This window comes from Mycobacterium sp. AMU20-3851 (genome assembly GCF_043974665.1).
GTDB lineage: Bacteria > Actinomycetota > Actinomycetes > Mycobacteriales > Mycobacteriaceae > Mycobacterium.
This window is the reverse complement of sequence record NZ_CP146371.1, coordinates 4126620-4152379: the sequence shown is the minus strand read 5'-3', so window position 1 is coordinate 4152379 and position 25760 is coordinate 4126620. Positions and strand designations below refer to the sequence as shown.

General features: G+C 69.9%; 21 protein-coding genes. 5 read left to right on the top strand and 16 right to left on the bottom strand.

Annotated features, from left to right (window positions below; all coding sequences use genetic code 11):
- Nucleotides 1–30 precede the first annotated feature (30 nt).
- From V4U86_RS19780 to V4U86_RS19725, 12 genes are all read right to left on the bottom strand, one after another.
- Nucleotides 31–1959, bottom strand: coding sequence for a potassium transporter Kup (locus tag V4U86_RS19780; RefSeq protein ID WP_395307633.1), 1929 nt, complete (start codon nucleotides 1957–1959; stop codon nucleotides 31–33).
- A gap of 56 nt (nucleotides 1960–2015) precedes the next feature.
- Complete coding sequence (locus V4U86_RS19775) at nucleotides 2016–3107, bottom strand: sulfate/molybdate ABC transporter ATP-binding protein (RefSeq protein WP_395307632.1); 1092 nt, start codon at nucleotides 3105–3107, stop codon at nucleotides 2016–2018.
- Complete coding sequence (locus V4U86_RS19770; RefSeq protein ID WP_395307631.1) at nucleotides 3104–3916, bottom strand: ABC transporter permease; 813 nt, start codon at nucleotides 3914–3916, stop codon at nucleotides 3104–3106. The genes V4U86_RS19775 and V4U86_RS19770 overlap by 4 nt, the downstream gene beginning before the upstream one ends.
- On the bottom strand, nucleotides 3913–4707 hold the full coding sequence (gene modA, locus V4U86_RS19765; protein ID WP_395307630.1) for a molybdate ABC transporter substrate-binding protein: 795 nt from the start codon (nucleotides 4705–4707) through the stop codon (nucleotides 3913–3915). The genes V4U86_RS19770 and modA overlap by 4 nt, the downstream gene beginning before the upstream one ends.
- Nucleotides 4704–5108 (bottom strand): TOBE domain-containing protein, encoded by a 405-nt coding sequence (locus tag V4U86_RS19760; protein WP_395307629.1) that lies wholly within the window; start codon nucleotides 5106–5108, stop codon nucleotides 4704–4706. Before V4U86_RS19760 ends, modA begins: the two co-directional genes overlap by 4 nt.
- A gap of 144 nt (nucleotides 5109–5252) precedes the next feature.
- Nucleotides 5253–5990 (bottom strand): TetR/AcrR family transcriptional regulator, encoded by a 738-nt coding sequence (locus V4U86_RS19755; RefSeq protein ID WP_395307628.1) that lies wholly within the window; start codon nucleotides 5988–5990, stop codon nucleotides 5253–5255.
- Nucleotides 5991–6007: 17 nt separating this feature from the next.
- Nucleotides 6008–7501: a sodium:solute symporter family transporter gene (locus V4U86_RS19750; RefSeq protein WP_395307627.1), complete on the bottom strand. Its 1494-nt coding sequence runs from the start codon at nucleotides 7499–7501 to the stop codon at nucleotides 6008–6010.
- Between the two features lie 79 nt (nucleotides 7502–7580).
- The gene (locus tag V4U86_RS19745) at nucleotides 7581–8606 is read right to left on the bottom strand and encodes an isopenicillin N synthase family dioxygenase (protein WP_395307626.1); all 1026 of its coding nucleotides are present in this window, start codon (nucleotides 8604–8606) and stop codon (nucleotides 7581–7583) included.
- A 2-nt stretch (nucleotides 8607–8608) separates the two neighbouring features.
- Entirely contained in the window at nucleotides 8609–11131 is a 2523-nt protein-coding gene (gene atzF / locus V4U86_RS19740; protein WP_395307625.1) for an allophanate hydrolase, read from the bottom strand.
- Nucleotides 11128–14745 (bottom strand): urea carboxylase, encoded by a 3618-nt coding sequence (gene uca, locus V4U86_RS19735; RefSeq protein ID WP_395307624.1) that lies wholly within the window; start codon nucleotides 14743–14745, stop codon nucleotides 11128–11130. Before uca ends, atzF begins: the two co-directional genes overlap by 4 nt.
- Entirely contained in the window at nucleotides 14742–15392 is a 651-nt protein-coding gene (locus V4U86_RS19730) for an urea amidolyase associated protein UAAP2 (protein ID WP_395307623.1), read from the bottom strand. Before V4U86_RS19730 ends, uca begins: the two co-directional genes overlap by 4 nt.
- Nucleotides 15389–16252, bottom strand: coding sequence for an urea amidolyase associated protein UAAP1 (locus V4U86_RS19725; protein WP_395307622.1), 864 nt, complete (start codon nucleotides 16250–16252; stop codon nucleotides 15389–15391). The genes V4U86_RS19730 and V4U86_RS19725 overlap by 4 nt, the downstream gene beginning before the upstream one ends.
- A 213-nt stretch (nucleotides 16253–16465) precedes the next feature.
- Between V4U86_RS19725 and V4U86_RS19720 the strand changes: the two genes are divergently transcribed.
- The 3 genes from V4U86_RS19720 to V4U86_RS19710 all read left to right on the top strand — a co-directional run bounded on the left by V4U86_RS19720 (nucleotide 16466) and on the right by V4U86_RS19710 (nucleotide 18056).
- Nucleotides 16466–17029, top strand: a complete 564-nt coding sequence (locus V4U86_RS19720; RefSeq protein ID WP_395307621.1) for a hypothetical protein — start codon at nucleotides 16466–16468, stop codon at nucleotides 17027–17029.
- Between the two features lie 15 nt (nucleotides 17030–17044).
- Nucleotides 17045–17338: a hypothetical protein gene (locus V4U86_RS19715; RefSeq protein WP_395307620.1), complete on the top strand. Its 294-nt coding sequence runs from the start codon at nucleotides 17045–17047 to the stop codon at nucleotides 17336–17338.
- Between the two features lie 67 nt (nucleotides 17339–17405).
- Nucleotides 17406–18056 carry a hypothetical protein gene (locus V4U86_RS19710; RefSeq protein WP_395307619.1) on the top strand — a complete coding sequence of 217 codons (651 nt, stop codon included), beginning with the start codon at nucleotides 17406–17408 and terminating at the stop codon, nucleotides 18054–18056.
- Nucleotides 18057–18059: 3 nt separating this feature from the next.
- On the opposite strand, the gene V4U86_RS19705 is transcribed toward V4U86_RS19710, so the two are convergent.
- Both V4U86_RS19705 and V4U86_RS19700 read right to left on the bottom strand, forming a co-directional pair.
- Complete coding sequence (locus tag V4U86_RS19705; protein WP_395307618.1) at nucleotides 18060–18515, bottom strand: GreA/GreB family elongation factor; 456 nt, start codon at nucleotides 18513–18515, stop codon at nucleotides 18060–18062.
- A gap of 153 nt (nucleotides 18516–18668) precedes the next feature.
- On the bottom strand, nucleotides 18669–20210 hold the full coding sequence (locus tag V4U86_RS19700; RefSeq protein WP_395307617.1) for a PucR family transcriptional regulator: 1542 nt from the start codon (nucleotides 20208–20210) through the stop codon (nucleotides 18669–18671).
- A gap of 237 nt (nucleotides 20211–20447) precedes the next feature.
- Between V4U86_RS19700 and mbtM the strand changes: the two genes are divergently transcribed.
- Nucleotides 20448–22034 carry a long-chain-fatty acid--ACP ligase MbtM gene (mbtM, locus tag V4U86_RS19695; protein ID WP_395307616.1) on the top strand — a complete coding sequence of 529 codons (1587 nt, stop codon included), beginning with the start codon at nucleotides 20448–20450 and terminating at the stop codon, nucleotides 22032–22034.
- 347 nt (nucleotides 22035–22381) lie between these two features.
- Here mbtM and V4U86_RS19690 read toward each other — a convergent pair whose 3' ends face one another.
- The gene (locus V4U86_RS19690; protein ID WP_395307615.1) at nucleotides 22382–23596 is read right to left on the bottom strand and encodes an IS110 family transposase; all 1215 of its coding nucleotides are present in this window, start codon (nucleotides 23594–23596) and stop codon (nucleotides 22382–22384) included.
- A gap of 127 nt (nucleotides 23597–23723) precedes the next feature.
- Nucleotides 23724–24050 carry a DUF732 domain-containing protein gene (locus V4U86_RS19685; protein WP_395307614.1) on the bottom strand — a complete coding sequence of 109 codons (327 nt, stop codon included), beginning with the start codon at nucleotides 24048–24050 and terminating at the stop codon, nucleotides 23724–23726.
- A gap of 92 nt (nucleotides 24051–24142) precedes the next feature.
- Between V4U86_RS19685 and V4U86_RS19680 the strand changes: the two genes are divergently transcribed.
- Nucleotides 24143–25750: a CocE/NonD family hydrolase gene (locus V4U86_RS19680; RefSeq protein WP_395307613.1), complete on the top strand. Its 1608-nt coding sequence runs from the start codon at nucleotides 24143–24145 to the stop codon at nucleotides 25748–25750.
- Nucleotides 25751–25760 lie beyond the last annotated feature (10 nt).

The window sequence follows — 25760 nt, the reverse complement described above, 5'->3', positions numbered from 1 at the left end:
ACTCGGAGTGACATAGATCACACTTGGTCGTCAGAGCTCCATTCGGGAGCCGACCAGGATCGTCCGGTCCTGCGGCAGGTTGAAGTATCCGGCGGCATCAGCGGTCAGGAAGGACGTCGCGACGAACAGCCTCTTCCGCCACGCCACCATCTCGGTGTGCTCGCCGGGCACGAGCTCCAGGTGAGACAGGAAAAACGATGCCCGGTCCAGGTCGATGCCGCCCTCGGTGACTTCGCCGGGCAGCATGCTCAGCGCCGCCGGGACGTCGGGCCGTTCCATATAACCGGCGTTGACGAGCACGTGCACGATCCCGTCGTCGCGGTAGCCGAGCGCGTCCACGCGGATGCGTTGTTCATCGGCGAGGCGGGGCACCGGCAGCGTCTCCACCGACACCACGATCACGTGTTCGTGCAACACATGGTTGTGCTCGACATTGGCGCGCAGGGCAAGCGGGGTGGTGTCATCGTGGCGGTTGAGGAAGATCGCGGTCCCCGGCACCCGGGTCGGTGCCGGCTGCCGGGTGGCCAGCTCGTGGACGAATGGCCGCAGCGGGCCCTCCAGCTCGCGCCGGGCGGCGGTCACCAGGTGGCGGCCCCGCTGCCAGGTGGTCATCACGGTGAACATGAAGACGGCGATCGCCAACGGCAGCCAGGCGCCATGCACCAGCTTGGTGAGGTTCGCGGCGAGGAACATCAGGTCGACCGCCAGCAGCACACCGCCACCGCCGAGAAGCAGCCACAGCGGCCACTTCCATTGCTGGCGTGCGTAATACATAAACAGCAGCGTGGTGATGGTGATCGTGCCGCTGACGGCCATGCCGAATGCGTACGCCAGCGCCGCGGACGTTTCGAAAGCGAAGACCAGCGTGAGCACCGCCACCATCAGGACCCAGTTGATCCACGGGACGTAAATCTGCCCGATGGCCCGGGCCGAGGTGTGGGTGATCCGCAGCCGCGGCAGGTAACCCAGTTGAACGGCCTGGGACACCACCGAGAACGCCCCGGTGATCACCGCCTGGGACGCGATCACCGTCGCCGCCGTGGCCAGCAACACCAGTGGCAGCCGGGCCCACTGCGGGGCGAGCAGGAAAAACGGTGCGGTGTAGGCATTGTCGTCGAGCAGGAGCAGGGCGCCCTGGCCCAGATAGCTGAGCGTGCAGGCCGGTAGTACCAGCCCCAGCCAACCGACCACGATGGCCCGGCGGCCGAAATGGCCCATATCGGCGTAGAGCGCTTCGGCGCCGGTGACCGCCAGCACGATGGCAGCCAGCGCGAAGAACGCGATGTGGAAGTGCCCGGCCATGAACGTGATCGCATGGGTGGGGGACAGCGCGGCGAGGATGCCCGGATTCGCGGCGATCCCGCCGACACCGCACGCACCGATCGCGACGAACCACACGATCATCACCGGCCCGAAGAACCGGCCGACGACCGCCGTGCCCTGACGCTGCACGCTGAACAGCGCCACGATGATCACGGCGGTGATCGGCACCACCCAGTCCTTGAGATCCGGCTCCAAGGTCTTGAGTCCCTCGACGGCCGACAGCACCGAGATCGCCGGGGTGATCATGGAATCGCCGAAGAACAGCGCCGCACCGAAGAGTCCGAGGAAGCCCAGCATGATGGCTGTCCGGTGGCCGCGGGTCGCGGCTCCGCGGCGCAGCAGGGTGATCAACGCCATGATGCCGCCCTCGCCGTGGTTGTCGGCGCGCATCACCAGGGTGACGTAGGTGAAGGTGACGATCAGCATCACCGACCAGAAGATCAGCGAGACGACGCCGTACAGGTTGGCCTCGGTGAGTGGCACCGGGTGCGGGTCGGCGGGGTTGAAGACCGTCTGCAGCGTGTAGATCGGGCTGGTGCCGATATCGCCGAACACCACGCCGAGGGCGCCGACGACGATCGCCAGGCGCAGCGGGCGAACGGGGTGCGGTGCCTCCACCGGTTTGTCTTCGAGCATGCCCACAATCATGGGGTGCCGCCGCCGGTCACCGGCGGTTTCGCGGAGATCGGTTGCTACACCGGGGTGCCCAGCGCCGGGTGCAGAGCCACCTCCTGGGTCTTCACCACGAAGAAGACGGTCTGGCCGATCTGCAAGTCGAGATCGGCCAGCGCCGCGGCGGTGATATCGGCGGCCAGGCCCGCCGAACCGTCGGGATGCTCGGCTCCGCGTACCCGGACCGTGCTGCCGTGCATGTCGATCTCGGCGATCCGCACGGCCAAGATATTTCGGGGGCTGGCGTGCGGGGGCGTGAGATGCACCGCGACCGCGGCGGGCCGGAACAACGCCACCGCCCCGTCGCCGGGTGCCGCCGCCGAGACGCCGGAAAGCTCAATGCCCCAGGATGTCCGGAGCCTGCCGGGCGCGCTGAGAACTCCCGGTACCAGATTGACCCCGGCGACCCGGGCGGCGAAGTCACTGCGAGGAGCAGTCAGCACCTCGCGCACCGGCCCGCTTTCCACCACCCGGCCGCCGTCGATGACCACCACCTGGTCGGCCACGGCCAGCGCGTCGAGCAGGTCGTGGGTGACGATGACCGCGGTGCGGCCCGCTTCGCGGAGAACCTCACGCATCAGGCGGCGCATCGCCGGGGCGGCGGTGACATCGAGGGCGGCCAGCGGCTCATCGAGCAGCAGCAGCCGCGGTTCGGCGGCCAGGGCCCGGGCCAGGGCGACCCGCTGCGCCTGCCCGCCGGAAAGCTGGGCGGGTTTGCGGTCGGCCAGATCGCCGGCGTCGACCGCGTCGAGCCAATGCCGCGCCGACTCCTGGGCCGCCCGCCGCGACATTCCCCGGCACCGCGGGGCGTATCCGACATTGGCAAGAACGGTCATGTGTGGGAACAGCATTGCCTGTTGTGAGAGCATCGACACCCCCCGCGCGTGGGTGGGTAGGAAGGTGCCGGTCGTGGTGTCGGTGAGCACGGTGCCACCCACGGCGATGCGGCCGGCGTCGGGCCGCAGCAGGCCCGCGATCAGCTGCAGCAGCGTGGACTTACCGGCGCCGTTGGGGCCCAGCACGGCGAGCACCTCCCCGTGCCCGAGCGTCACCTCCAGCTCGACACCGCGCTGCTCCAGCCGGGTCTGTACCGTGAGGCCCCCGGGGTTCACAGCGGGCCCGCCAAACGTCTTCCGGCCGAAGCGATCACGATGCACGCGGCGACCACGATCAGCAGCAGTGAGAGTGCGACCGCGGAGTCGGCGTCGGTTTCGCGTTGCAGGTAGATCTCCAGCGGCAGCGTCCTGGTGACACCCTGCAGGGACCCTGCGAAGGTCAGCGTCGCGCCGAACTCGCCGAGCGAGCGGGCGAACGCCAGGACCGCCCCGGAGATCAGGCCGGGCAGCACCAGCGGCAGCGTCACGGTGCGCAGCACGGTGCCGGGTTTCGCGCCGAGGGTGGCGGCGATGTGGTCATAGCCGGTACCCGCCGACCGCAGCGCGCCTTCGAGACTGACCACCAGGAATGGCAGCGAGACGAAGGACTGGGCGAGCACGACGGCCGTGGTGGAGAAGGCGATCCGGACACCGGACAGTTCCAGATACTGGCCGAGCAGTCCCTGCCGGCCGAACGTGTAGAGCAGCGCGATGCCACCGACCACCGGCGGTAGCACCAGCGGCAGCAGCACCAGCGCCCGTAGCGCGCGCAACCCGGGAAACCGGGCGCGAGCCAGCACGAGCGCCATCGGCACCCCGAGTGCCACGCACACCAGCGTGCTGGCGGTGGCGGTCTGCACACTCAACATCAGTGCCGCGCGCGATGATTCGGAGGTGATGAGCGGGATGAAGTTGGGCCAGTCGATCTTGAGGAGGATCGCGACCAGCGGCACGAACACGAAGAGTGCCCCGACCGCGGCAGGCAGATAGATCCAGACCGGCAAGCCGGGCCGGACCACCCCGCTGTCACGGCGTGCTGCCCTCACGGTGCGGCGAAACCTGCTGCGGTGAGGACGTCTCGGCCCGCTGGGCCCGTCACGAGCTCGACGAATGCCTGTCCCGCTTGCGGGTTGGCTGCTTCGGTGAGCGTGGCGATCGGATACGTGTTGACCGCGCCGGCGGCCTCCGGGAACGCAACCGCCGTGACCTTGTCCCCGGCTGCCGCCGCGTCGGTGACGTAGACCAGCCCGGCGTCGGCCTGCCCGGAGGTCACCTTTCCGAGCACATCGGTGACGGCGGATTCCTCGCTCACCGGCGAGAGTTCGATCCCGGTGGCCTGCTCGATCTTCTCGGTGGCCGACCCGCACGGCACCTGGGGGGCGCACACCACCAGCTGGGTACCGGGTTTGGCGAGATCGGCGAAAGAGCCGATGCCCTTGGGGTTTCCGGGTGGGGTGACGATGGTGAGGGTGTTGGTGGCGAAGTCGGCGGGGGAGCCTGCGACGACGCCGGCGTCCACGGCCTTGGTCATGTTGGTGGTGTCGGCGGAGGCGAACACGTCGGCCGGTGCGCCCTGGGTCAGCTGGGCGACCAGATCCGACGAACCGGCGAAGTTGAACGTGACCTTCGTTCCGGGATGGTCGGTCTCGAACCTGCTGCCCAGTTCGGTGAAGGTCTTCTTCAGCGAGGCGGCCGCGAACACGGTGACGTCCCCGGTGACGGCTGCGGACTCGGATGTCGCCGACGGGCTGCTCGACGGCTCCGGCGTCGGGGACGAGCATCCCGCGACCAGTGCTGCGAGGCCGAGGACGGCGGCCAGGCCGGTGATCGGTTTCATGACGTCCCTCCCGGGGTTTCGACGATGACGTTGGTGGCCTTGACCACCGCGACGGCCAGCGAACCCGGCTCCAGGCCGAGCTGGCGCACCGAGGCCGTGCTCATCAGGGACACGACCGTGAACGGGCCACACTGCATCTGGACCTCGCTCATCACCTGGTCCGAGGTCACCTGGGTGACCAGGCCGACGAGCCGGTTGCGCGCGGAACTGCCGACCCCCAGCGGATCCGCCGGCGGGACGGCCTGCTCGCGCGCGAACTCGGCGAGCATCTCGCCGGCGATGACCTTGCGGCCGGCCTCGTCCTTGTAGGACGCCAGCGTGCCGCCGTCGATCCACCGGCGCACGGTGTCATCGCTGACCCCGAGCAGCGCGGCCGCGTCCTTGATGCGGATGGCAGGCATCTGCGCCCTCCTGGTCTTCTTTAATCCGCAAATGCGGTTAATAGACCATATGCGGTCCGAGGCCGCGGTTCAAAACTCGTTGATCCTGCAGTGCGGGCGTGGTGTACCCGCACTTCTGCACCACCAGCGCAGAGTCAGCGAGAGTTAACCGGTCGCGCGGTCGCGTTCCACCTCGGCCGCGACGGCCCGCGACGCGGTGCGCAGCGCATCCCAGTCACCCCGCCAGCCCAGCAGGTGCAACGCCACATCGGCGGTGCGTGCCGGTTGATCGGGTGCGCCGAGGCCGTCCGCGCGCAGGTTCGGCAACGTCTCGACCGTCCGGAAGGCGGTGTCCTCGTCGGCTCCGACGGCCAAGGTGTCCGGGCCGATGGGCACCAGGTCGGCGAGCACGCGCTGTGACAACTCGCGATAGGCCAGCCGTAATGCGGTGCGCTGCTGGTGGAACTCGTCGAAGCGGGGGTCGCGCACCTCCGGAAGCAGATACAGAATGCCCAGATTCCACGGGTTGTCCCACAGCAGAACGCTGTCCAGATAACTCAGGGCGTGCAGCAGGACCACCGGCGGCTCCGGGCGATCGGCCAGCAGCTGAGCGGCCGTCAGGGAGGACACCACCGTGCCGCTCAGCAGCGCGGCGAGGATCTCGTTCTTGGTCCGGAAGTGGTGGTACAGCGACGCCTGCCGAATGCCGACGGCATCGGCGATCTGGCGGGTGGACGTGGCCGCGAAGCCGAGCGTGGTGAACAGTTCCGCGGCTGCGTCGAGCACCTCGTCGCGTGCGGTGTCGCCGGGTCGCTTGCGCCCCTCCAGGCGGGGCCGGCCGGTCGCGGTGGGGCGCACGTGTCGATCCTGCCAGGGCGGCAGGGTCGACACGTGCGCGGCCACGATCCGGTCCGTGCGGCTCAGGGTTGAGCCGATGTGAGGACCGCGGGGGCTGGTGCCACCTGCGGCGCCGGTTGGACGGCCGGCGCGGCCGGTCGCGTCGTGAACGCGGCGACGACCAGGTAAGCGGCCAGCGACACCGCACCGGCCAGCAGTGTGCTCCACCCGTCGGCCGCCGGGCCGACCCACTCGTTGGGGATGAAGAGCAGTGTGTTGTCCACCCCGTAGATGGTCGGGGTGAGCACGAAGAAGGTCAGCCGCACCGCGATGCCGGCCACGATCGCCGCCCAGGCCGCCGCGGCGTTGCCGCGCGACCAGTACAACCCGAGGATGAAGGGGACCACCAGGCTGGCCAGCAGCACGTCGAAGGCCAGGGTCAGCAGGATGCCGGTCTGCGGCACCCGCAGCGCCACCACCGCGGCCAGCACCGCCATCGGCAGCGTCGCCCATCGGGTGGCGGTGAGCACCCGCGGAGTCATGGTCACTGCGTCCGCGTCGATGCGGAGCACGTTGCGGATCAACACCGCCGCGGTCGAGAGCAGGATCCCGCTGATGGTCGTCAGGGTGGCCGCCAACAGTCCGGAGATGACGACGATCGCCAGCCACGCGGGCGCGTACTGACCCAGCAGGGTGTACAGGATCGGGCCATCAGCAGCCGCGTCACCGACGATGCTGACCGCCGCCAACGCCACGAACGACAAGGGGATGCACAGCATCAGGATGCCGGCGGCCGCGGCGAAGCACGCCTTCTGCGCGCCGCCGGGGGTGCGCGCGGAGAACACCCGTTGCATCAGGTCGATGGCGACGAGGTTGCCCAGGCCGAGCGCGATGATGGTGGCCCAGTTGATCACCGCGCCGGACTCGCTGGAGGTCAGCTGGCTCAGATCGCCGGCCCCCATCCCTTCAGGAGCGCTGAAGCCGTGCGTGCTCGCCACCCAGATCACCAGGGAGACAACCCCGACGATGTTGACGACCACGCAGGTGACCCCGGTGTAGACGGAGGCGAACATGCCTCCGGTGATGGTGTAGAGCAGCGCGAGCGGGACGGTGAGCAGGATGCCGAACGCATACGAGACGCCGAGGAAGCGCTCCAGCAGGAAGCCGACCGCGACCAGGTTACCGGCCAGCAGAATGATGAAACTGGCGATGGTCAGCACCGACGACGCGACCTCGGTGGAGCGACCGAACCGATTGCGGAAGTACTCCGGCAACGTCACCACATCGGCGGCGCGCATCCGCTTGGCGAAGAACAGACCCATCAGCAGCAGGCAGAGCGCCAGACCGATCGGCAGGGCGGCACCGGCCCAGAACCCGAAAGCGGCTGACAGATCGGCATTTCCGATGGTGGCGTTGGAGTCGACGGGCTGGGCGATCAGGACCGCGGTGACCAGCACGGCGGGTAGTGCACGCCCGGCGACCAGATAATTCGAACAGTCTCCGCGCACCCGGCGCGCGGAGACCACACCGCTGACGGTGAGGATGAGCAGGAAGATGGCTACGCCGGTGATGACCATGGCGGGACTCCATTGGGGGAGTAGGGGCGTTTCGGTTGCCCCGGCGCCGTTGCCGGAGGATTGCAGAGCGAAGGCAGAACTAGCGGTGCAGCAGTGCGTCTCGCCCGAAACTGTCCAGCGGGCGGGCGCCCTCGGGCATCGTCACCTCCCCTCGCGCGAGCCGGTCCTGGAGATAACGGAAACTCTGGGCGGTCTGGGCGAACAGGTGCTCGCCGGCGACCACCGTCGGTTTGGTGGCGCCGTTGCCGCGGAACGAGTCCAGCGGCGCGACCACGGTATCGGCGTCGACGTTGACGAACAGTGGGAAGGAGTAACGTTCCTGCGCGACCTTGCGGACCCGGTGGCTGGTCGCGACGAACTCGCCGTTGGTCCAGATCTCCAACAGGTCACCGATGTTGAGCACGAAGGCCCCGTCGATGAGCGGGACGTCGACCCAGTCCCCGGCCGCGTTGAGCACCTCGAGCCCGGGGGCTGTCGGCCGCAGCAGGGTGAAGCACTCATAGTCGGTGTGGGAGCCGATGCCGGGGCGGTCGGCGGCGGCCGGGTCGAACGGGTAGTGGATCAGCCGCAGCTGCGACGGCGGCGCGGTGACGTGCCGGTCGAACCGGTCGGCGGGTTCCCCGAGCGCGACCGCGAAGGCCCGCAGCAGGACTCGGGACAGCGCGAAGACCGCTTCGTACCAGGCGGTCACGGCCTCCCGGAAGCCAGCGAGATCCGGCCACTGGTTGGGTCCCAGCAGGGGGTGCCCGGCCAGGTGGCGGGGATCGTCGGCGGGCAGTTCGAAGGACAGGTCGAACGCTTCCTTGGTGTCGACGGTGCCCGCGGCAAAGACCTCCTCACCGGGCGGCACATAGCCGCGGTGGTTGGTGGAGTTGCCGATGTACACCTTCTGCTTCTCGGCATCCGGCAGTGCGAAAAATACCGTTGCCCGCTCCAGTAGCGCGTCGAACAGCGCCGGATCCACGCCGTGCCCGACGATCTGGGCGAAGCCGATCTCGCGGGCGGCCGTCCCCAGCGCCGCCACCGCCTTGCGGTAGCCGGGCCCGGACTCGTCGAGCAGCGCCGAGACGTCGAGTATTGGGATGGACGTGAAATCAGTGGTCATCGTCAGTCCTGAAGGGCCAGTTGGGGTTCGGAAAAGTCCCGAGCGACGGTCCATCGGCGGACGGCGCCGTCGCGGTCGGCGACGGTCACCGTGCCGTCCCCGAAGTCGGGTGCCAGGTCCGCGCCGACCCGGAACGGCAGGGTGGAGCGGGTGATCAGCCAGCGGCCGTCGGTCACGGTGCCCAGCGAGATCTCCAGATCCAGCAGGGTGCGCGCCGTCGCCAGGTCGGCGCCGGCCACCGCATCGCGCAGAGACGTGCCCGGCACCAAGGTCACAGCGGGGCTGCGTCCGCGCAGGTAGCCGAAATGGTCGCCGACGCGCAACAGCATGCCCGGTCGGCCGTCGTCACCGCTCAGCGACAGTTCCAGACTCTTCTGCGCCGCGGCCGTTTCCGACCAGTCCTCGACATAGTTCCGGCCGATACCGGTTTCGACCAGGATCCCGTCGGCCAGGTGCAGTCGTCCGCGGTCGGGTAGCGGATCGGCCGGGTGCAGATCCACCTCACGCCCCCATGTCCATTCCCCGGTGCCGTCTTCGAGAACGTGCTCTTCGAGCCGGCCGGCGAAGGCCTGCTGCTCGCACAGTGCGAGCAGATCCGCGCGGGTCAGTTCCTCCAACCCGCCGGCGCCGATCATCGGCATGTCCGCCGGTGTGCGCAGGTCCAGGTAGAGCTCACCGGCCTGCAACCAATCGACCTCGGTGCTGGTGTCGGCGGTGCTGCCGGGCGCGACCAGTGCCAGCCGGTGCCAGCGCCGATGCCGCAGATCGGCTCGGGTGACGGCGGTCCCGGCACCGACACGACGCAGGTAGGTGCGCCAGTCGCCGTGTCCGGTGATGTCCTGGCCGGACTCGAAAGCCTCTGCGGTGCAACCGAACCCGACGACCTCGGTGCCGTCGGCCAGGGTGACCCGGCCCAGCGACATCGGAGCGGGCAACGCAGCCAGGAAGTCGCCGAGCATCGCGGTGCCGATCAGCCACACCTCGCCGTAGATGGCGGCCCCGTCGCCGGGCGAGACGCGGGCCAGGCCGGGCTTGGGCGGCTCGGTGTCCAGACGGGCCAGCCGGTACTGCGGTGCGGTGTGCACTCCTCCGAGCCAACGGGCACCGCGGTCATCGAGTTGCCAGGCCAGTGGCTGACCGCGCAGGTGCGCGCCCACCACCAGCAGGGCGGTGGTGTCCAGCCCGGCCCGGGCCGGCCACGGCGTCCGGGGTGGCGGGGCGGACACCGCACCGGGCAGCGCGACGCCCTCGGTGGGCGACATCACGAGCCGGGCCAGGTCCAGTGCCAACGCATCCGCCCCGGCGCGGGCCACCACGGTGACGCCGAACTGGGTTCCCCGCGAATCGGTTCCGGATGGCACGGCGACCGCGCACAGGTCCATCAGATTGCAGAAGTTGGTGTAGGCCCCCATCCGGGAATTGACGCCGACCGGGTCGGCGTTCACCTCGGCGATGGTCGGATGGCCGGTGGTCGTGGGGATCAGCAGTGCCTCGCAGTCACCGAGTTCGGCCATCGCGGCGACGGTCAGCTCGGCCAACCGGACCCGGTCGGCCAGCAGGCGGGTCGCAGGCACTGCACCGGCCGCGGTGATGATGCCCGCCACCGTCGGATCGAGATGCGGTGCGCCGCGATGCGCATCGATGAATTCGCCGACCGCCTCGTGGCGTTCGGCAACGAGCCCGCCGTCGTAGAGCAACCGGGCCGCCTCCAGGAACGGGGCCAGGTCGATCTCGATGATCTCGGCGTCCTGGTCCCTCAACCGGTCTGCGGCGGCCCGGAACAACTGCTGCCACTCCGGGGACAACCCGGGCAGCTCGCGTGGCACCGCGATACGGGACCGCGGCGGCGCCGCCAGCGGTGCATCCGGCGGGAACGGCCGTGCGCCCCCGGCCAATACACCCATCGCGGTGTCGGCGGTGTCGACGTCGCGGGCGAACACCGTCACGACGTCGTAGGACCGGCAGGCCGGCACCACCCCGTCGGTCGGGACCACGCCCACGGTCGGCTTGATCCCGACGATGCCTTGCAGCGCCGCGGGTACCCGGCCCGAACCGGCGGTGTCGGTGCCCAGCGCGATATCGACCAGCCCGAGCGCGACCGCGACGGCCGAGCCCGAACTGGAGCCGCCCGAGATGCGGTCCGGGCGTCGTGCGTCGCGCACCGCTCCGTGGGGGCTGCGGGTGCCGACCAGACCGGTGGCGAACTGATCCAGATTGGTTGCCCCGATGATCACCGCCCCGGCCGCCCGCAACCGGGCGACCACGCCTGCGTCGCGGGGTGCGGGATCGGTGGCGTAACTCGGGCAGGCGGCGGTGGTGGCGATACCGGCGATGTCGATGTTGTTCTTCACCGCCGCGACCAGCCCGGCCAGCGGAGGCGGCGGATCCATCCGGTCGACCGTCTCGGCGTCGGCCAGTGCATCGGCCAGGGGCCGCAACATGATCCAGATCTCCGGGCGGTCCACCGCGTCGATGGCGGCGTAGGCGGCACGGACCCGGTCGGTGGCACTCAGCCGGGCGGTCATGGCTGCACCCCCGGACCGACGACGACCAGTGGGGTACCCGGATCGACCAGATGCCCGGCCGCGACCAGGACCTGGGTGATGACCCCGTCGGACGGGGCGCGCAGCACGGTCTCCATCTTCATCGCCTCCAGCGCCAGCAGCGGCTGCCCGGACACCACCGGATCGCCGACGGCCACGTCGACCTTCCACACGCTGGAGGAGAACGGCGCGTCCACCCGGTGATCGCCGTCGCCCAGGACGATCTCGGAGCTGGGCACCGCGGCATTGGAGGCGGCCCGCTCGGCACGGTCGAATTCGCCGGCGCGCTCCCACGCGTCGCGTTCGGCGGAGAAAGCCGTGGCCTGCCGGGCCCGGAATGCGGCGATGTCCTCGGCGTTCTCGGCCAGGAACCGGTCATGTTCGGCGAGTGCGAAGGTGCCCTCGGTGATGTCGACCGAGCCGCGCCCGGCGGCCATGTCGGCGCGCAGTTCCAGAAGTTCCTCCGCCGACACCGGATACCAGGAGATCCGGTCGAAGAACCGCAGCAGCCACGGGCTGCCGGGTTCGAACGGAGCGGTGTGCCGGTAGCGGCTCCACACCTGGGTGGTGCGCCCCACGAACTGGTAACCGCCCGGCCCCTCCATGCCGTAGATGCACAGGTAGGCGCCGCCGATGCCCACCGAGTTCTCCGCGGTCCAGGTGCGCGCCGGGTTGTATTTCGTGGTGACGAGGCGGTGGCGGGGATCCAGCGGGGTCGCGACCGGTGCGCCCAGGTAGACGTCGCCGAGTCCCAGGGTGAGGTACTCCGCGGCGAACACCGTGTCGTAGACGTCGGCCTGGCTGTCCAAACCGTTGATGCGCCGGATGAATTCGATGTTCGACGGGCACCACGGTGCATCATCGCGCACCCCGGAGGTATAGCGGGCGATGGCTTCGCGGGTGGCCGGGTCATCCCAGCTCAGCGGAAGCCGGACCCGGCGGCTGGGCACCACCAGATCCGAGGAGGCGGGCAGGTCGTCCTCGATTTCGGACAGCAGTCCGAGCAGCCGGGGGACCGGCAGCACGTCCGGGTCGACGTGCACCTGCAGCGACCGGATACCGGGGGTCAGGTCCAGGATGCCGGTGACTCCGGTGTCGTCGAGCCGGGTGTGTAGCGCATGCACCCGGGCCCGCAGCGCGAGATCCAGGACGATGTCCCCGTATTCGACGAGCACATTGTCATCGCCGCTGCGCCGGTAGGTGACCGCGGGCGCACCGTCGGTCCCGGCGCGGCGGCGCAGCACGCCGTCGTCACCATCGCCGCCGGAGCGGATCAGGCTGGGCGCCGCGGCACCCCGGCCGGCGCCGAGGTCGGCACGGGAGCCGGCCTCGGCGGCGCGAACCGGGACGAACCTGACGGTGTCACCGGGACGCAGCTGACCTAACTTCCAGCGCTGCGCGGACACCACGGTGACCGGGCAGACGAACCCGCCCAGGCTCGGCCCGTCGGGTCCGAGCAGGATCGGGGTGTCCCCGGTGAAGTCCAGTGCGCCCACCGAGTACGCGTTGTCGTGGATGTTGGACGGGTGCAGTCCGGCTTCGCCGCCGTCGGGCCGGGCCCACTGCGGTTGCGGGCCTTCGAGGCGGACCCCGGTACGGGCTGAGTTGAAGTGCACCCGGTAGGAGGCGCTGAACAGGGTGTCGATGTCTTTGCGGGTGAAGAACTCCGGTGCGCCGTGCGGTCCCTCGGTGACGCCGAGTTCCCATTCGGTGCCGAACGCGGGACGTAGCTCATCGGCGATCGCCCCCGTCTCCGCGGTCTCGTCGACGGGCTTGGTGCGCAACACATCACCGAGTTGCAGTTCGCGTCCGCCGTGCCCACCGAACCGGCCGAGGGTGAAGGTGGATGCGCTGCCCAGGTAGTCGGGTACGTCCAGCCCACCGGCCAACAGCACATAGGTGCGCAGGCCCAACGTTTCGGCGGCACCGACGTCGAGCACCCCGCCGGCCGGGATCCGCACCGGCTCCCACATCGGGGCCGGGAGACCGTCGACGGTCACCAGGCATTCGGCTCCGGTGACGCACACCGTGGCGGGATGGCTGAACCGCAGCGCCGGACCCGATGCGGTGCATTCCAGGCCGGCCGCGTTCTCGGGGTTACCCAGGGCCTGGTTGCCGAGCCGGAAGGACAGGTCGTCCATCGGCCCGCTCGGCGGGACGCCGACCTGCCACAGGCCCACCCGGCCGGGTACGTCCTGGACGGTGGTCAGCAGGCCGGGGCGGTCGACGGTGATGCGCGGCCGCGGGTCGGTGACCTCCGACAGCGTCGCGGTGCTGTGCCCCGCCGCCCGCACCGCGTCGTGTTCGATTGCGGCGCGCAGCATTCCGGTGTTGACCTCGATACCGTGCAGCACGGTGTCGGCCAGCGCCGCGTCGAGGCGGTCCAGGGCGCTGTCCCGGTCACCGGCGTGGGTGATGACCTTGGCCAGCAGCGGATCGTACGAGGCGGTGATCTCGGTGCCGTCCTGCACCCAGCCGTCCACCCGGACGTTCTCCGGGAAGCTGACCGCGGTGATGGTGCCGATGCTGGGCCGGTAATCCCGCACCGGGTCCTCGGCGTAGATCCGGGCCTCCACCGCATGTCCGGTCAACGGCACAGTGGCGCAGGGGAATTCGTCGAACATGGCGGTGTCGCCGATGGCCAGCCGCAGCATCCAGGCGGCCAGGTCGACGCCGGTGACGGCCTCGGTGACCGGGTGTTCGACCTGCAGGCGGGCGTTGACCTCGAGGAAGGAGGCTTCCTGGCGGGCGGCGTCATAGACGAACTCCACGGTGCCCGCCGAGCGGTAGCGCACGGACGCGGCCAGTGCGCGGGAGGTGGCGTGCAGCTGCTCGCGGACCGCGTCGGGCAGGGCGGGGGCGGGGGCCTCCTCGATGACCTTCTGGTGACGTCGCTGCAACGAGCAGTCCCGATCACCCAGCGACAGTACGCGTCCGGCGCCGTCACCGAAGATCTGCACCTCGACGTGGCGGGCGTTCTCGACGTACCGCTCGACGAACACCCCGGTGGAGCCGAAGCTGCGTTCGGCCTGGGAGACCACCCGCTGATAGGCCGAGCGCAGTTCGTCGGCGTCGCGGCACACCTGCATGCCGATGCCTCCGCCACCGCCGGTGGCCTTGAGCATCACCGGGTAGCCGATGTTCTCGGACGCGGCGACGGCGTCGTTCACGTCGTCGAGCAGATCGGAGCCGGCGAAGATCGGGACGCCGGCCGCCCGGGCCGCGGCGCGGGCGGTGTGCTTGGTGCCGAACTCGCGCAGCTGGGCCGGGGTGGGGCCGGCGAAGGCGATCCCGGCGGCCTGCACCGCGTCGGCGAAATCGGCGTCCTCGGAAAGGAATCCGTATCCGGGGTGCAGGATGGTCGTCCGGGTCGCGGTGGCCGCGGCCAGGATCGCGTCGGTGCGCAGGTAGCTGTCCCGGGGTGCGGCGGGCCCGACGCGCACCGCTTCGTCGGCCAGTGTGACGTGCGGGGCGCCACGGTCGGCGTCGGAGAACACCGCGACGGTGGGCATGCCCAGCGCACGGGCGGCGCGGACCAGGCGGACCGCGATCTCGCCTCGGTTGGCGATCAGGACCTTGTGGTTGCTCATGCTCATGCGCTCGTCCCGTCCGGGGCGGTGACGATCATCCGGACCGGGGTCGGGTCGAATGCGTTGCAGGGGTTGTTGATCTGCGGGCAGTTCGACACCAGCACCAGGGTGTCGATCTCGGCGCGCAGGGCGACCCGCTTACCGGGCGCGGATAGCCCGTCCACGATGCCCAGCGCCCCGTCGGGGTCGACCGGGACGTTCATGAACCAGTTGATGTTGCTGGCCATGTCCCGGGCGCCGAGGCCGTGCCGGGAACCCTCCAGCAGGAAGTTCTCCAGACAGCCGTGCTGGGCGCGGGTGTGCTGCCCGTAGCGCAGGGTGTTGGACTCCTTCGAGCAGGCCCCGCCGAGGGTGTCGTGCACGCCCACCTCGTCGGCGACCACGGTCATCAGGGCATCCCCGGTGTCCGCGCGCAGCACCGAGCCGGTGGTCAGCGTGATGCGGCCCTGGCGGCGGATGGTTTCGGGCGCGGAGTAGCGCACCCCGGTGTCGGCGGCCGAGTACAGCAGGCAGTCGACGGCCTGGTTGCCGGCGAGGTCGACGATCGTCAGTACGTCACCGGCCGCCACCACGGCCGACCAGGCGGCGCGCGCCGGGACGTACTCGTCCAGGACGACGGCCCCGGGGATCAGCGGTGTGATGGTGGCGGTCACAGGGTCCCCCTGGCGGTGAGGTCGGCGTCGGTGTTGGCGATGGCCTGGATGTGCTCGGGACCCAACGGCCCCAACAGGTCTCCGGAGGCGAGCCGGTCCAGCTCGGCGCGGGCCGGCCAGGCGTGGATCAGCAGCGGGGAGCTGGTGAACTCCGGCCGCGGATCCAGCGGGTGGGCGGTGTTGGCCACCAGCACGATGCAGTCGACGTGCAGCAGCAGGTCCACGGTGGTACCCGGCCCAGCCGAGCCGAGCCAGGCGAATGCGCCATCGGGCTGCACCCGCACACCCTGGAAGAACGACACCGACGGCGGCAGATCGCGGTGGTCCAGGCCGTGCTTGAGCGCGGCCAGGGTGAACAGCTCGCGTCCGGCGGGCGCCGCCGATTCCGGGGCGGCCGCGCCGTAGCGCTCCAGATTGCCTGCCCGCGTGGATGTTCCGGTAAGCGCATCATGGTGTCCGGAGCTGTCGGCCACGACGGTGGCCAGCGCCCGCCCGAACCCGCTGAGCAGGGGATGCCCATTGCCCAGGTAGGCCTGCCAGGGCACCTTCACGGTGTCGGCGACGTTGAGCCGCTCGTGGGGTGCGTCGGCGCGGTGCAGCAGCAGGTGCGCGCATGCATCGCCGATCCTGTCGGTGAACCGCAGCCGGGTTCCGCGAGCCAGCACTGCGCTCGAATAGCCGCCCGGGGCAACGGTTTCGGACCACACCAGCTGGTCTGCCGGGATACCGGTGGGAGGGTTCGGGCAGGACGATGCCGGGATATGGCGCATGAACTCCGCGCTGCGGCCGTGCTGGGCCCGTGCATGGGCCCTGGCCCCCGCCGTGGTGGCAGTGTCTGAGGTTGTGTCGGTGCTGCTCACTGATCACTCTCGCGTCGTGCGGAACCCGCCGGTTCGGCAAGGCTTTCTGTCGAGTGACAGTTTTCGCGGCGGGCGGGCGGCGGTGGTTGCCGTGAGGTAACCGATGGTTCGGGTGCTGTTAACAACGTGCTGCGAATGTTTCTGTCAAATGACAGGTATCGCGGGTGCGGGCGGCGATAGGCTCGCGTTCTCAACGATTCGCGGGGGGCGACGGTGTTCGATCGGGCCAGGTTCATGTTCGGATTCGCCGGCGTGTACCGGCGCTCGCGCCGAAGTGGGGCCGGACACGGTGCGGCTTTACAGGAGGCCGCCGACGGGATGCTCGGACGGCAGCGCAAGGCTTCGGTACCGGACTCCGCCGCAGAACTGTGGTGTGATCCCGCCGCGGAGTGCGCACTGGACGACGGTGACTGGTTCGGCGACGGAACGGTGCAGATCACCGAACGGCACCTGATGTTGCTGCGGCAGGCTCGACTCGGCTGGGAGGGCGCCGAGCGCGGAGCGCCGATGATCGACCCGCAGCGGCCCTACGGGCGGCGGGATCTGCTGGAGCAGTTGGGGGAGGTGTTCGGTCCCGGCGACGCCCGGATCCTGGCCCGCCGTCACGTGGAGATGTACTTCGTCATGGCCCGGGCCTTGCAGCACGGCCGCCTGGCGCCGGGTCGGTACCCGATGGGAAACATCGCGGCGGCTCAGGTGCGTGCGGTCATGCACGGCTACCACGCGTCCGACGAGGACCTTGGTCTGGATGCCGACGGCCTGGTGACCCTCACCTAGGAGCACCTGAAGCTGTTGCGCGGCATCGAGATCCGTTGGCCTTCGGAGTACGACTGTGAGGACCGGCTCGCCGCCGGCGAATATCCCGCAGCGGCAGCAGATTCGAAACGGCCTTACGGCGAGTACACCTTCATCGAGGTGGACATGGCCCGCATCCTCGGCGAGTTACCGCCCGGCGACGGGGCGGCGATTTTCGAACCGGGTCCCGATCTCACCCGCCGTCTGCAGCGCCTGCACTGGCAGACGCTGGTGGCGATGCAGGTCTTCCTGGAGCGAATGACCTTGGCGCCCGGCCGCTACGGCCGGTAACGCGGAGCTGGGCAAACAGCGCCGCGGAACGGCCACCCGCTGACACCTCGTTGCTAGGATTGCCGGCGTGCCCGACGAAACGAAGCCCGAGGACACCGCTCGGGAGGACGAGGCCCGCGAGGACAATGCCGGAGAGCGGAACGGCAGGCACGCAGCGCCTGCCGAGGAGGGCGGGGACACTGCCGCCCCCGAGGCCGAGGCACCGCGGGAGGGGTCGGGACGCAGCCCGGTGGTGATCGCCGTGAGCGCCATGCTGCTGGCCATCGCCACCCTGGGCGCGTCCGCCTATATGTGGCGTAACCCCATCACTCCCATCGACGCCCCGACGGCGCCGACGGCGGCGGCCGAGCCGACCTTCACCGACGCGCAGCGCGAGGAAGCGAAGGCCAAGGTGTGCGACGCGTTCCTGGTCGTCAGCTCCGGGGTGGCCAACAGCAGCGAGCTGCAGGCCGAGGAGGGTGACGCGGTGGGCGCGGTGGCCATCGCCTCCAATGCGCGGCTGGCTCTCCTGGGCGGTGGGCAGTACATGCTCGACCGGGTCGACCCGGCCACCGACCCCGCGCTCGCCGAGGCGGCGCGGGCCTTCGGCAACGCGCTGATGGATGTCGGGGCCGCCGCCATCGCCCAGATTCCGAACGACGACCCCGCACATCAGGAACGCCTCAAAGATGCCGACGAGCAGAACGCCAAACTGCAGGGGATGTGCGTCCCGGCGTAGCCGTCAGCCGGCCGCGGGATCGGCTTCCCGGACTCCGTAGGGCGCCGCGTCCAGCAACGTCACCGACACCCGTGCCCCGCTGGGCACCTGATAGCTGCGTTGTTCCCCGGGCCGCGCGCCCGAGATCGCACTGCCCAGCGGCGATTGCGCGGAGCACACCTCGAGGTCCCCGAGCTCGGCGATCGGGGTCCCCAACAGGAAGGTCTCCGTCTCGCCGGTGCCGTCGAAACGCACCGTGAGGATCATGCCCGGCTCGGCGACGCCGTCATCCGGCGGCACCTCGTCGATGGCGGCGTTCATCAACAGATCCTGGATCTGCCAGATCCGCGCTTTACGAGCCTGATGCTGATCCCAGTCGGTGGAGTCGTCCTCGGCGCTGACCGCCAGCAACTCGACCAGCTCGGCTTCCATCCGGTCCCGGGCCTGCCTGCTGATCCACACCTGATGATTCGGGCGCATGAGGTCTCCTTAAAGATCGCAAAAATCGATCGACCTGCGCGGGGGCGGTGGTCGATCGATCCGTCCCCACGATGGTGGCCCGGATCCCGCGTCAGCGGTTGGTGCCAGCAGGACAACCAACGGCCCGGTTTTTGTCGAGATCCGACATTCCGACTAGGGCGACCCGTCCGGGATCGCCGCGAGTTCGACGATCATCGCCAACCGCTTGTACGGATCGTCGAGGTCGAGCGCGGTGACCTCGACCATCTTGCGGAGCCGGTAGCGCACCGTGTTCTCGTGCACGCCCAGCTGCTCTCCGGCGCGGGCCAGGTCACCCTGGGCGGTCAGCCACGCCCGCAGCGTGGCGACGTACTGGGTGGAGTGCGTCTCGTCGTGGCGGCGCAGTTCGGTCACCGGACCGCGGGCCGGCACCCGGGTGGACCGGGCCGCGGTGCGCAGTCGCTGCAGCAGGATGGCATGCCAGGACTCGTCGTAGGCCGGGACGCTGTCCGGTGTGGACGGGCTCTCGTGCAGGGCCAGGCACTCGTCGGCCTCCTGCCGGGCCGCCGCCAGTTCCGCGATCTCGGCGGGCGCGCTGATACCGGCGTGGATCGCCGTCTCGGGCGGCAGGGCCACCCGCATCCACTCGACCCACTGCCGGGCCGCGCCCGCGTCCTCGCCGGGCAGCACCGTATAGAGAGTGTTGCCGGCCAGGCTGCTGCGGCCGGGCCGGGACCAGCCGAACCCGGAGGTGGCGTACTCGAAGGCCAGCAGCAGCGCGGCGTGCGGTTCACCGGAGATGCTGGCGTGCACGGCGATCACCCGCAGACCGGTCTGACGCAGGCCCAGCCTGCTGGCGGTGGTCGCCGCGTCGGCGGACCCGTCCAGCAGGCGGGTGACCAGATCGGATTCCACCTGGCGTTCCAGATCGGCGCTGGCCCGCGACCGCAGCACATGCATGGCCACGGTGCGCGCACCGTCGGACAGCACCCGGCTGCGGGTGGCGTCCAGGGGCTCGGGGCTGGTCACCCAGACCGAGCCCAGCAGTTCGCGGCCCGCCCGCACCGCCACCACCGTGCGGCCGGTCAACCCGCGGGCGGGCTCGGCCTCGACGAACATCGGTTCGTCGGAATGCGCGAGGTGCGTGAAAACTCCACGGGCACGCAAGGATTCGCGGATGTCCTCGGGAACCTGCCGGTGCAGGATGGTGGCGGCCCGGGCCGGATCTGCGTGCGCCTGCAGGCGCGAATAGCCGAGCAGTCGCGACTGGCCGTCCTCGATGATGACCGCGGCGCCGATCGAGTCGGCGACGCTGTCGGCCAGCGCGAACAGGTCGGTGGGGCCCCGGCCCGCGGCGGTCTCGCGCCCCTCCAGCACCAGGCCGTAGACCACCACGGCCAGCTCACTCCAGGACACCGCCGGGTCCACCGCCAGCACCGCGACGTCGTCGGCGGTCTCCGGGCCGACGGCGGCGTCCTCATCGCGCACCAGCACGGCGACGGATTGACTGGATCGTGCCCACTGCAGGGCCTCGGGAACCGTCGCGGCGCCCATAGCCAACAACAGGTCACCGATCACCGGACGGCCGTCGGGCAATTGGGCTGCCGGTTCGTGCAGCACCACGCTGCGCAGCACTGCGGCGCGGGAGACCTCCGCGGTGCACAGTCGTACGCCGTAGCTGCCCAGCACATTCACCAGGCGGTCCAGGGTGACCATGAGCCGCTCCTATGTCGTGCCGAATGCCCAGCCTAAAACCCGCGCCGGCCGATCCGACCCGCGGCCATGGACCGCATCGGTCGATCGGTTGCTGAGGGACTCCTCAGCGACCGGCGCCGAGGTCGGTCCTTGTCGCGACCGGTCACGGAATGGCGCACAACCACCGTTCCGAAGTCAAATTGTCACCGACGTTAACCTGCGGAACCACAACGAGCAAAGGTCCTATAGTTTCCACTCATGGTGAATCCTCTGGCGTCCGCGCTGGCCGAGTCATTGACCGCCAGCGGCAACGACCTGGTGTTGCTGGCCGACGGACAATGGACGCGGTATCCGTGGCCGGAGATCTACACCCGCGCCGAGAACGTCGCCGACCATCTGCTCAACGAGAACGTCCGCTGCCTGGGCCTGGTCGGGGAGCCGACCGCCGAGCTCATCTCCGCGGTCATCGGCGCGTTCCTGGCCGGGACGGCGGTGTCGATCCTGCCGGGGCCGATCCGCGGCGCGGACACCGCACAGTGGGCGCAGGCCACCGTGGCCCGATTCCGCGGCATCGCGGCCGGACGGATCGGCAGCCAGGGCGCCTACCTGGAGAAACTGTCCCTGGCCGAGTGCGGCCCGACGGTCGTCGACCTCGTCACGGTGGCTCATCCGCGCCGCGCCAACAGCCTGCGACTGCCCTGCCTGCCGGCGCCGGTGGCCATCCTGCAAGGCACCGCCGGCTCCACCGGGTCACCGAAGACCGTGCAACTTCCGCCGGCCTCGGTGCTGGCCAACATCAGCGGCCTCAACGAGCGGATCGGAATCCGCCCCGGCGATGTCGGGTGCTCCTGGCTGCCGCTGTACCACGACATGGGGCTGAGCTTCCTGCTCGCCGGCGCGCTGGCCGGCACCGATGTCTGGCAGGCACCCACCTCGGCGTTCCAGGCGTCCCCGTTCCGCTGGCTGAACTGGCTGAGCGAGAGCCGCTCCTCGGTCACCGCCGCACCCAACATGGCCTACGGCATGATCGGCAAGTACTCCCGCCGGGTCACCGATGTCGACCTGTCCGCGCTGCGGTTCGCCCTCAACGGCGGCGAGCCGGTCGACTGCGAACTCACCGAGCGGTTCGCCACCGAGATGGCCCGCTTCGGGTTCTCCGCCGGGGCGCTGTCCCCGTCCTACGGCATGGCCGAATCCACCTGTGCGGTAACGGTTCCGGTGCCCGGGGTCGGCATGCAGGTGGACGAGACGGTGTTCACCACCGAGGACGGCAGCGCGCCGCGCCGGCACGCCGTCCTGGGGGAGGCGATCCCCGGCATGGAGGTCCGCATCGAACCGATGGAGCGCACCGACGGCGTCGCCGAGGTCGCCGGGCGCGAACTCGGCGAGGTCGCCATCCGGGGCACCTCCATGATGTCGGGGTACCTCGGCCACACCCCGCTGGGCGCCGACGAGTGGTTCCGCACAGGGGATCTCGGCTACTTCGTCGACGGTGGCCTGGTGGTCTGCGGGCGCGCCAAGGAGATCATCACCGTGGCCGGTCGCAACATCTTCCCGGCCGAGGTCGAGCGCATCGCGGCCCAGGTGCCGGGTGTGCGGGAGGGCGCGGTGGTCGCGGTCGGCGTCGGGGAGGGGTCCATCCGCCCCGGCCTCGTCGTCACCGCCGAGTTCCGCGGGCCCGACGAGTCCGGTGCCCGCGCCGCGCTGATGCAGCAGGTGGCATCGGGATGCGGTGTGGTCCCCGCCGACGTGGTGTTCGTCAAACCCGGTTCACTGCCGCGGACCTCCTCGGGCAAACTGCGCCGCCTGGAGGTCAAGCGCGGCCTGGAAGTCGGGGCGAGCTAACTGGCTGTAGGTCGTGTCAAGGCTTTGGATGGGCATGATGGAGCGGCATCCAGTTCGGGATGCGTTGAAGTGGCTGCTGTGATGTCGACGGTGTCTGGAGTAGGTCGGGTCCTGGCGCCCACGTTGACTTATACGACCTCTGAGCGGGTCATCTGGCGTCGTTCGGGCTCTCCGTGGAGGCGAAGGGCCGGGTGCCAAGTTAGCGGCGGCGTAACCCTTAAGGGGGCCCGCCATAACCGATGCGGCATCTGATCCGGCCCTTCGTCCCGCCTGTTCAGCGTGGCACTACCGACGAGGATTGTGAAGGGTGCAGGACAACGTTCCTTTCTCAGCAGGAGCGTGGATTGTCAGATCCAGCGGGTGGGGTCGTAGACAGCGTGGTCGCGGACCAGGGCGTGAGCGATGCGGTTGGCGCGATGTGCCAGCGCGCAGGCGATGACGCCACCGCGCTTGCCGCGGTTCTTAAGCCCGTCGGCGTAGGACTTGGCCGCGGGTTCGGTGAGCCACAATCCCATGCCGAGATCGATCAATGCTCGACGCAGCGCCACGCTGCCTTCGCGGCTGATTGAACCGTCTCGTCGCTTGTTCGCGGACTCGTACTGCATCGGAGATAGTCCCGACGCGCGATAGACCTGCTTGGACCCCGGCCATCGGGCCGGATTACCGAGGGCTGCTGCGTAATTGGAGGCGCGGACCACTCCCCAGCCCGGCACTGAGGTCAGCGTGCTGAATGGGCTCAGCGGCAAAAGCCGTGCCAGTTCAGTCTCGGCATCGTTGATCCGGGCATCCAAGTCGGCCAACAAAGCCACGTCAGTGGCCAGCACGCGCCGAGCCACCGCTGCGTCGCGAGTGGGCAACGCATCCTTGGCTGCAGTGACCAGACGCTCGGCGACAGGACGGCGTAACTGGACATCGCGGACCGCAGCGAAGCGGATTAACCGATTCACACCCAACGCCGTCAACCGGGCTGGATCGGTGAACTCAGCGACGACCAGTCGTCCGATCTTGGTGCCCAGCACATCCGGCAATGCCAACGTCAGCCCAGGAAACGCCCGATCAAGCTGACTGAGTAGCTGATTTTTGGTGGCCGAGCGGGTAGCGACCCGCCGTGACCGGTGCTGCGCCCACGCCGCCATCTCGCCGATGAGCATCTCGCGCTCGCCGATCACCTGGCCGCGACCGGCCAGCACCAACTCGGTGATCGCCTCCACGTCGATCTTGTCGGTCTTGAGTCGACGCCGGCCCATCACACGGCGCTGCTCGGCCACATGGGCGGGGTTGAGCTCCATAACTTTCCACGCCGGTGGCCACCGATAATCAGCCACCGGCCGGTGGTAGTGGCCCGCAGCCTCCACACCTACCGTGACCTGTGGGCGCGACGGCGCCAGCGCCAGCACGCGGTCGGTCACTGCCACCAGACCTGAGCGAGTCATCGCGAATTCAACCGGACCCATCAACTGATGACGGCCCTCGTCGGTGGCCGAAACCATCAACGAGGTCTTGCCGACATCGATAGCAACAACGATTGTGGACATCGTGGCTGGAGCACTTTGGACAGACACAACAACACCTCCGGGGCGTGTCAGGAGGAACCAGAGCGCGCCAACGCTCAGGCCCCTCGAAAGGAATCTTTGACAATCCCTTCCTGGCACCTCCGGAGGCGTTTGTGAAGGACTAACTCAATTCATATCAACCGTTCATCGAGTGCTCGGGGCAGAACGCGACCGTCGCGGTACCCACGACGAACGACGCCACATCCTCGGGCACCGAATCGGCGGCCATCACCGTGTCGACCACCGACAACTGGTCCACCCCGGTGTCCATGGTGCGGCACAGGTTGGTGGCGCTCGCCAGTGCGGTGGCCTCGGTGTAGAACTTCGGGATCAGTCCGGCGACGGTCAGCGCATTCAGGTAGGCCCGCTCGCTGTTCGGCTCGGCTCCCGCCGGCGCGGCCCCCAGCAGAGCGGCTGAGGACACGGCGAGGGCGGTCAGGCCGCCGAACAGAGAACTGCGCATGACACGAAGGTAGGCCACCGGTCCCGGGCCGCGCCGCCGATCCCGGCTTTCGTGCCCCTACCGCAACAATGTCTCGGCCACAATGGACGGCGATGCCGACCATCCATGAGACCAGACCCGGGCCGATCGTCCGGCTGGCCACCCGCGTCCTGGGCCGTCGCCTGCGGCTGTCGCCGCGCAGGACCGACTACCGGGTGACCCGCGATCTCGCGGTGCCGATGCGCGACGGCGCCCGGCTGCGCACCGACCTGCACCTGCCGGTGGCCGGCGTGGTCGGTACGGTGCTGATCCGCACCCCCTACGGGCGGGCCAATCTGCCCTCGGCGGTGATCGCGGGCGTCTACGCCGAGCGCGGCTATCGCGTCGTGATACAAAGCGTCCGAGGGACTTTCGGTTCCGAAGGGGACTTCGATCCGGGACGTTCCGAAGCCGAGGACGCCGCGGACACGGTGGCCTGGATGCGTACCCAGCCATGGTTCGACGGGCAGTTCGCGACCGTCGGATCGTCCTACCTGGGGTTCACCCAGTGGGCGCTGCTGGCCGACCCGCCGCCGGAGCTGAGCACCTCGGTGATCGCGATGGCACCGCACGATCTGGCGCAATCCGGTTGGAGCACCGGCGCCTTCGTCCTCGCCGACCACCTGTCCTGGAGTTTCCAGCTGGCCCGGCAGGAGGACGGCGGGTCGCTGCGCGCCCTGGTGCGGATGGCGGGCATGCCGCGGCGGCTGGCCCGGCCGTTGCGGATGGTGCCGCTGAGCGCGGCAGGCGCCCACATGTTCGCCGACCGCGCACCCTGGCACGAGCCGTGGCTGCGCACCCCCGACATCGCCGACCCCTACTGGCGACCGGTCCGGCTCGGGCATGCGCTGGCGCGGGTCGACGTTCCGGTGCTGCTGATGACCGGCTGGCAGGACGTCTTCCTGACCCAGACCTTGGACCAGTACCGGCAACTGGCCGACCGCGGCCGCGGGCCCGCGCTGGTGGTCGGACCGTGGACCCACGCCGACGGCGGCGGGCAGGTGCTGCGCGAGACGTTGCGCTGGCTCGACGGGGACCGGCGGCCCGGGGTCCGGGTGTGTGTGACCGGCGCAGGAGGCTGGCGGGAGCTGCCCGCCTGGCCGCCCCCGGCGACCGAGCGGGTGCTGTACCTGAGGCCCCGGGCCGGACTCGGCGACGAACCCGTCACCGGCGACGAGCCACTGGCCCGGTTCGTGTTCGACCCCGAGCACCCGACCCCGACGCTGGGCGGACGGTTGCTGTTCGCGCCGTCGGGCTACCGCGACGACACCGCGCTGGCCGCCCGCGACGACGTCGTCACCTTCACCGGGCCGGCGCTGCCCGACGATCTCGAGGTGATCGGCGTGCCGCGAATCGAATTGGCGCACAGCGCCGATACCGGCTGGGCCGATGTGTGGGTGCGGATCAGCGAGGTGCGACCGGACGGGCGGTCCCGCAACGTCTGCGACGGTTACATCGGCCGCGCGCCGGGGGACGCGCAGCCGTTGACGCTGGACCTCGACCCGATCGCCCACCGGTTCGCCGCCGGCGCGCGGATCCGGGTGGCGATCGCCGGGGGCTGTCACCCGCGGTTCGCGCGCAACCCCGGCACCGGGGAACCGGTCTGGTCGGCGGACCGGCTGCTGCCCTCCACCCACACCATCGGTGCGGGCTCGCGGCTGATCCTGCCCATCCCTGGGTGATTCTGCGGGG

Excerpts from the sequence above, each read along its gene's own strand:
- V4U86_RS19780 (WP_395307633.1), bottom strand. The coding sequence starts at position 1,959 with ATGCTCGAAGACAAACCGGTGGAGGCACCGCACCCCGTTCGCCCGCTG.
- modA (WP_395307630.1), bottom strand. The coding sequence starts at position 4,707 with ATGAAACCGATCACCGGCCTGGCCGCCGTCCTCGGCCTCGCAGCACTG.
- V4U86_RS19760 (WP_395307629.1), bottom strand. The coding sequence starts at position 5,108 with ATGCCTGCCATCCGCATCAAGGACGCGGCCGCGCTGCTCGGGGTCAGC.
- V4U86_RS19750 (WP_395307627.1), bottom strand. The coding sequence starts at position 7,501 with ATGGTCATCACCGGCGTAGCCATCTTCCTGCTCATCCTCACCGTCAGC.
- V4U86_RS19745 (WP_395307626.1), bottom strand. The coding sequence starts at position 8,606 with ATGACCACTGATTTCACGTCCATCCCAATACTCGACGTCTCGGCGCTG.
- atzF (WP_395307625.1), bottom strand. The coding sequence starts at position 11,131 with ATGACCGCCCGGCTGAGTGCCACCGACCGGGTCCGTGCCGCCTACGCC.
- uca (WP_395307624.1), bottom strand. The coding sequence starts at position 14,745 with ATGAGCATGAGCAACCACAAGGTCCTGATCGCCAACCGAGGCGAGATC.
- V4U86_RS19705 (WP_395307618.1), bottom strand. The coding sequence starts at position 18,515 with ATGCGCCCGAATCATCAGGTGTGGATCAGCAGGCAGGCCCGGGACCGG.
- V4U86_RS19700 (WP_395307617.1), bottom strand. The coding sequence starts at position 20,210 with ATGGTCACCCTGGACCGCCTGGTGAATGTGCTGGGCAGCTACGGCGTA.
- mbtM (WP_395307616.1), top strand. The coding sequence starts at position 20,448 with ATGGTGAATCCTCTGGCGTCCGCGCTGGCCGAGTCATTGACCGCCAGC.
- V4U86_RS19685 (WP_395307614.1), bottom strand. The coding sequence starts at position 24,050 with ATGCGCAGTTCTCTGTTCGGCGGCCTGACCGCCCTCGCCGTGTCCTCA.
- V4U86_RS19680 (WP_395307613.1), top strand. The coding sequence starts at position 24,143 with ATGCCGACCATCCATGAGACCAGACCCGGGCCGATCGTCCGGCTGGCC.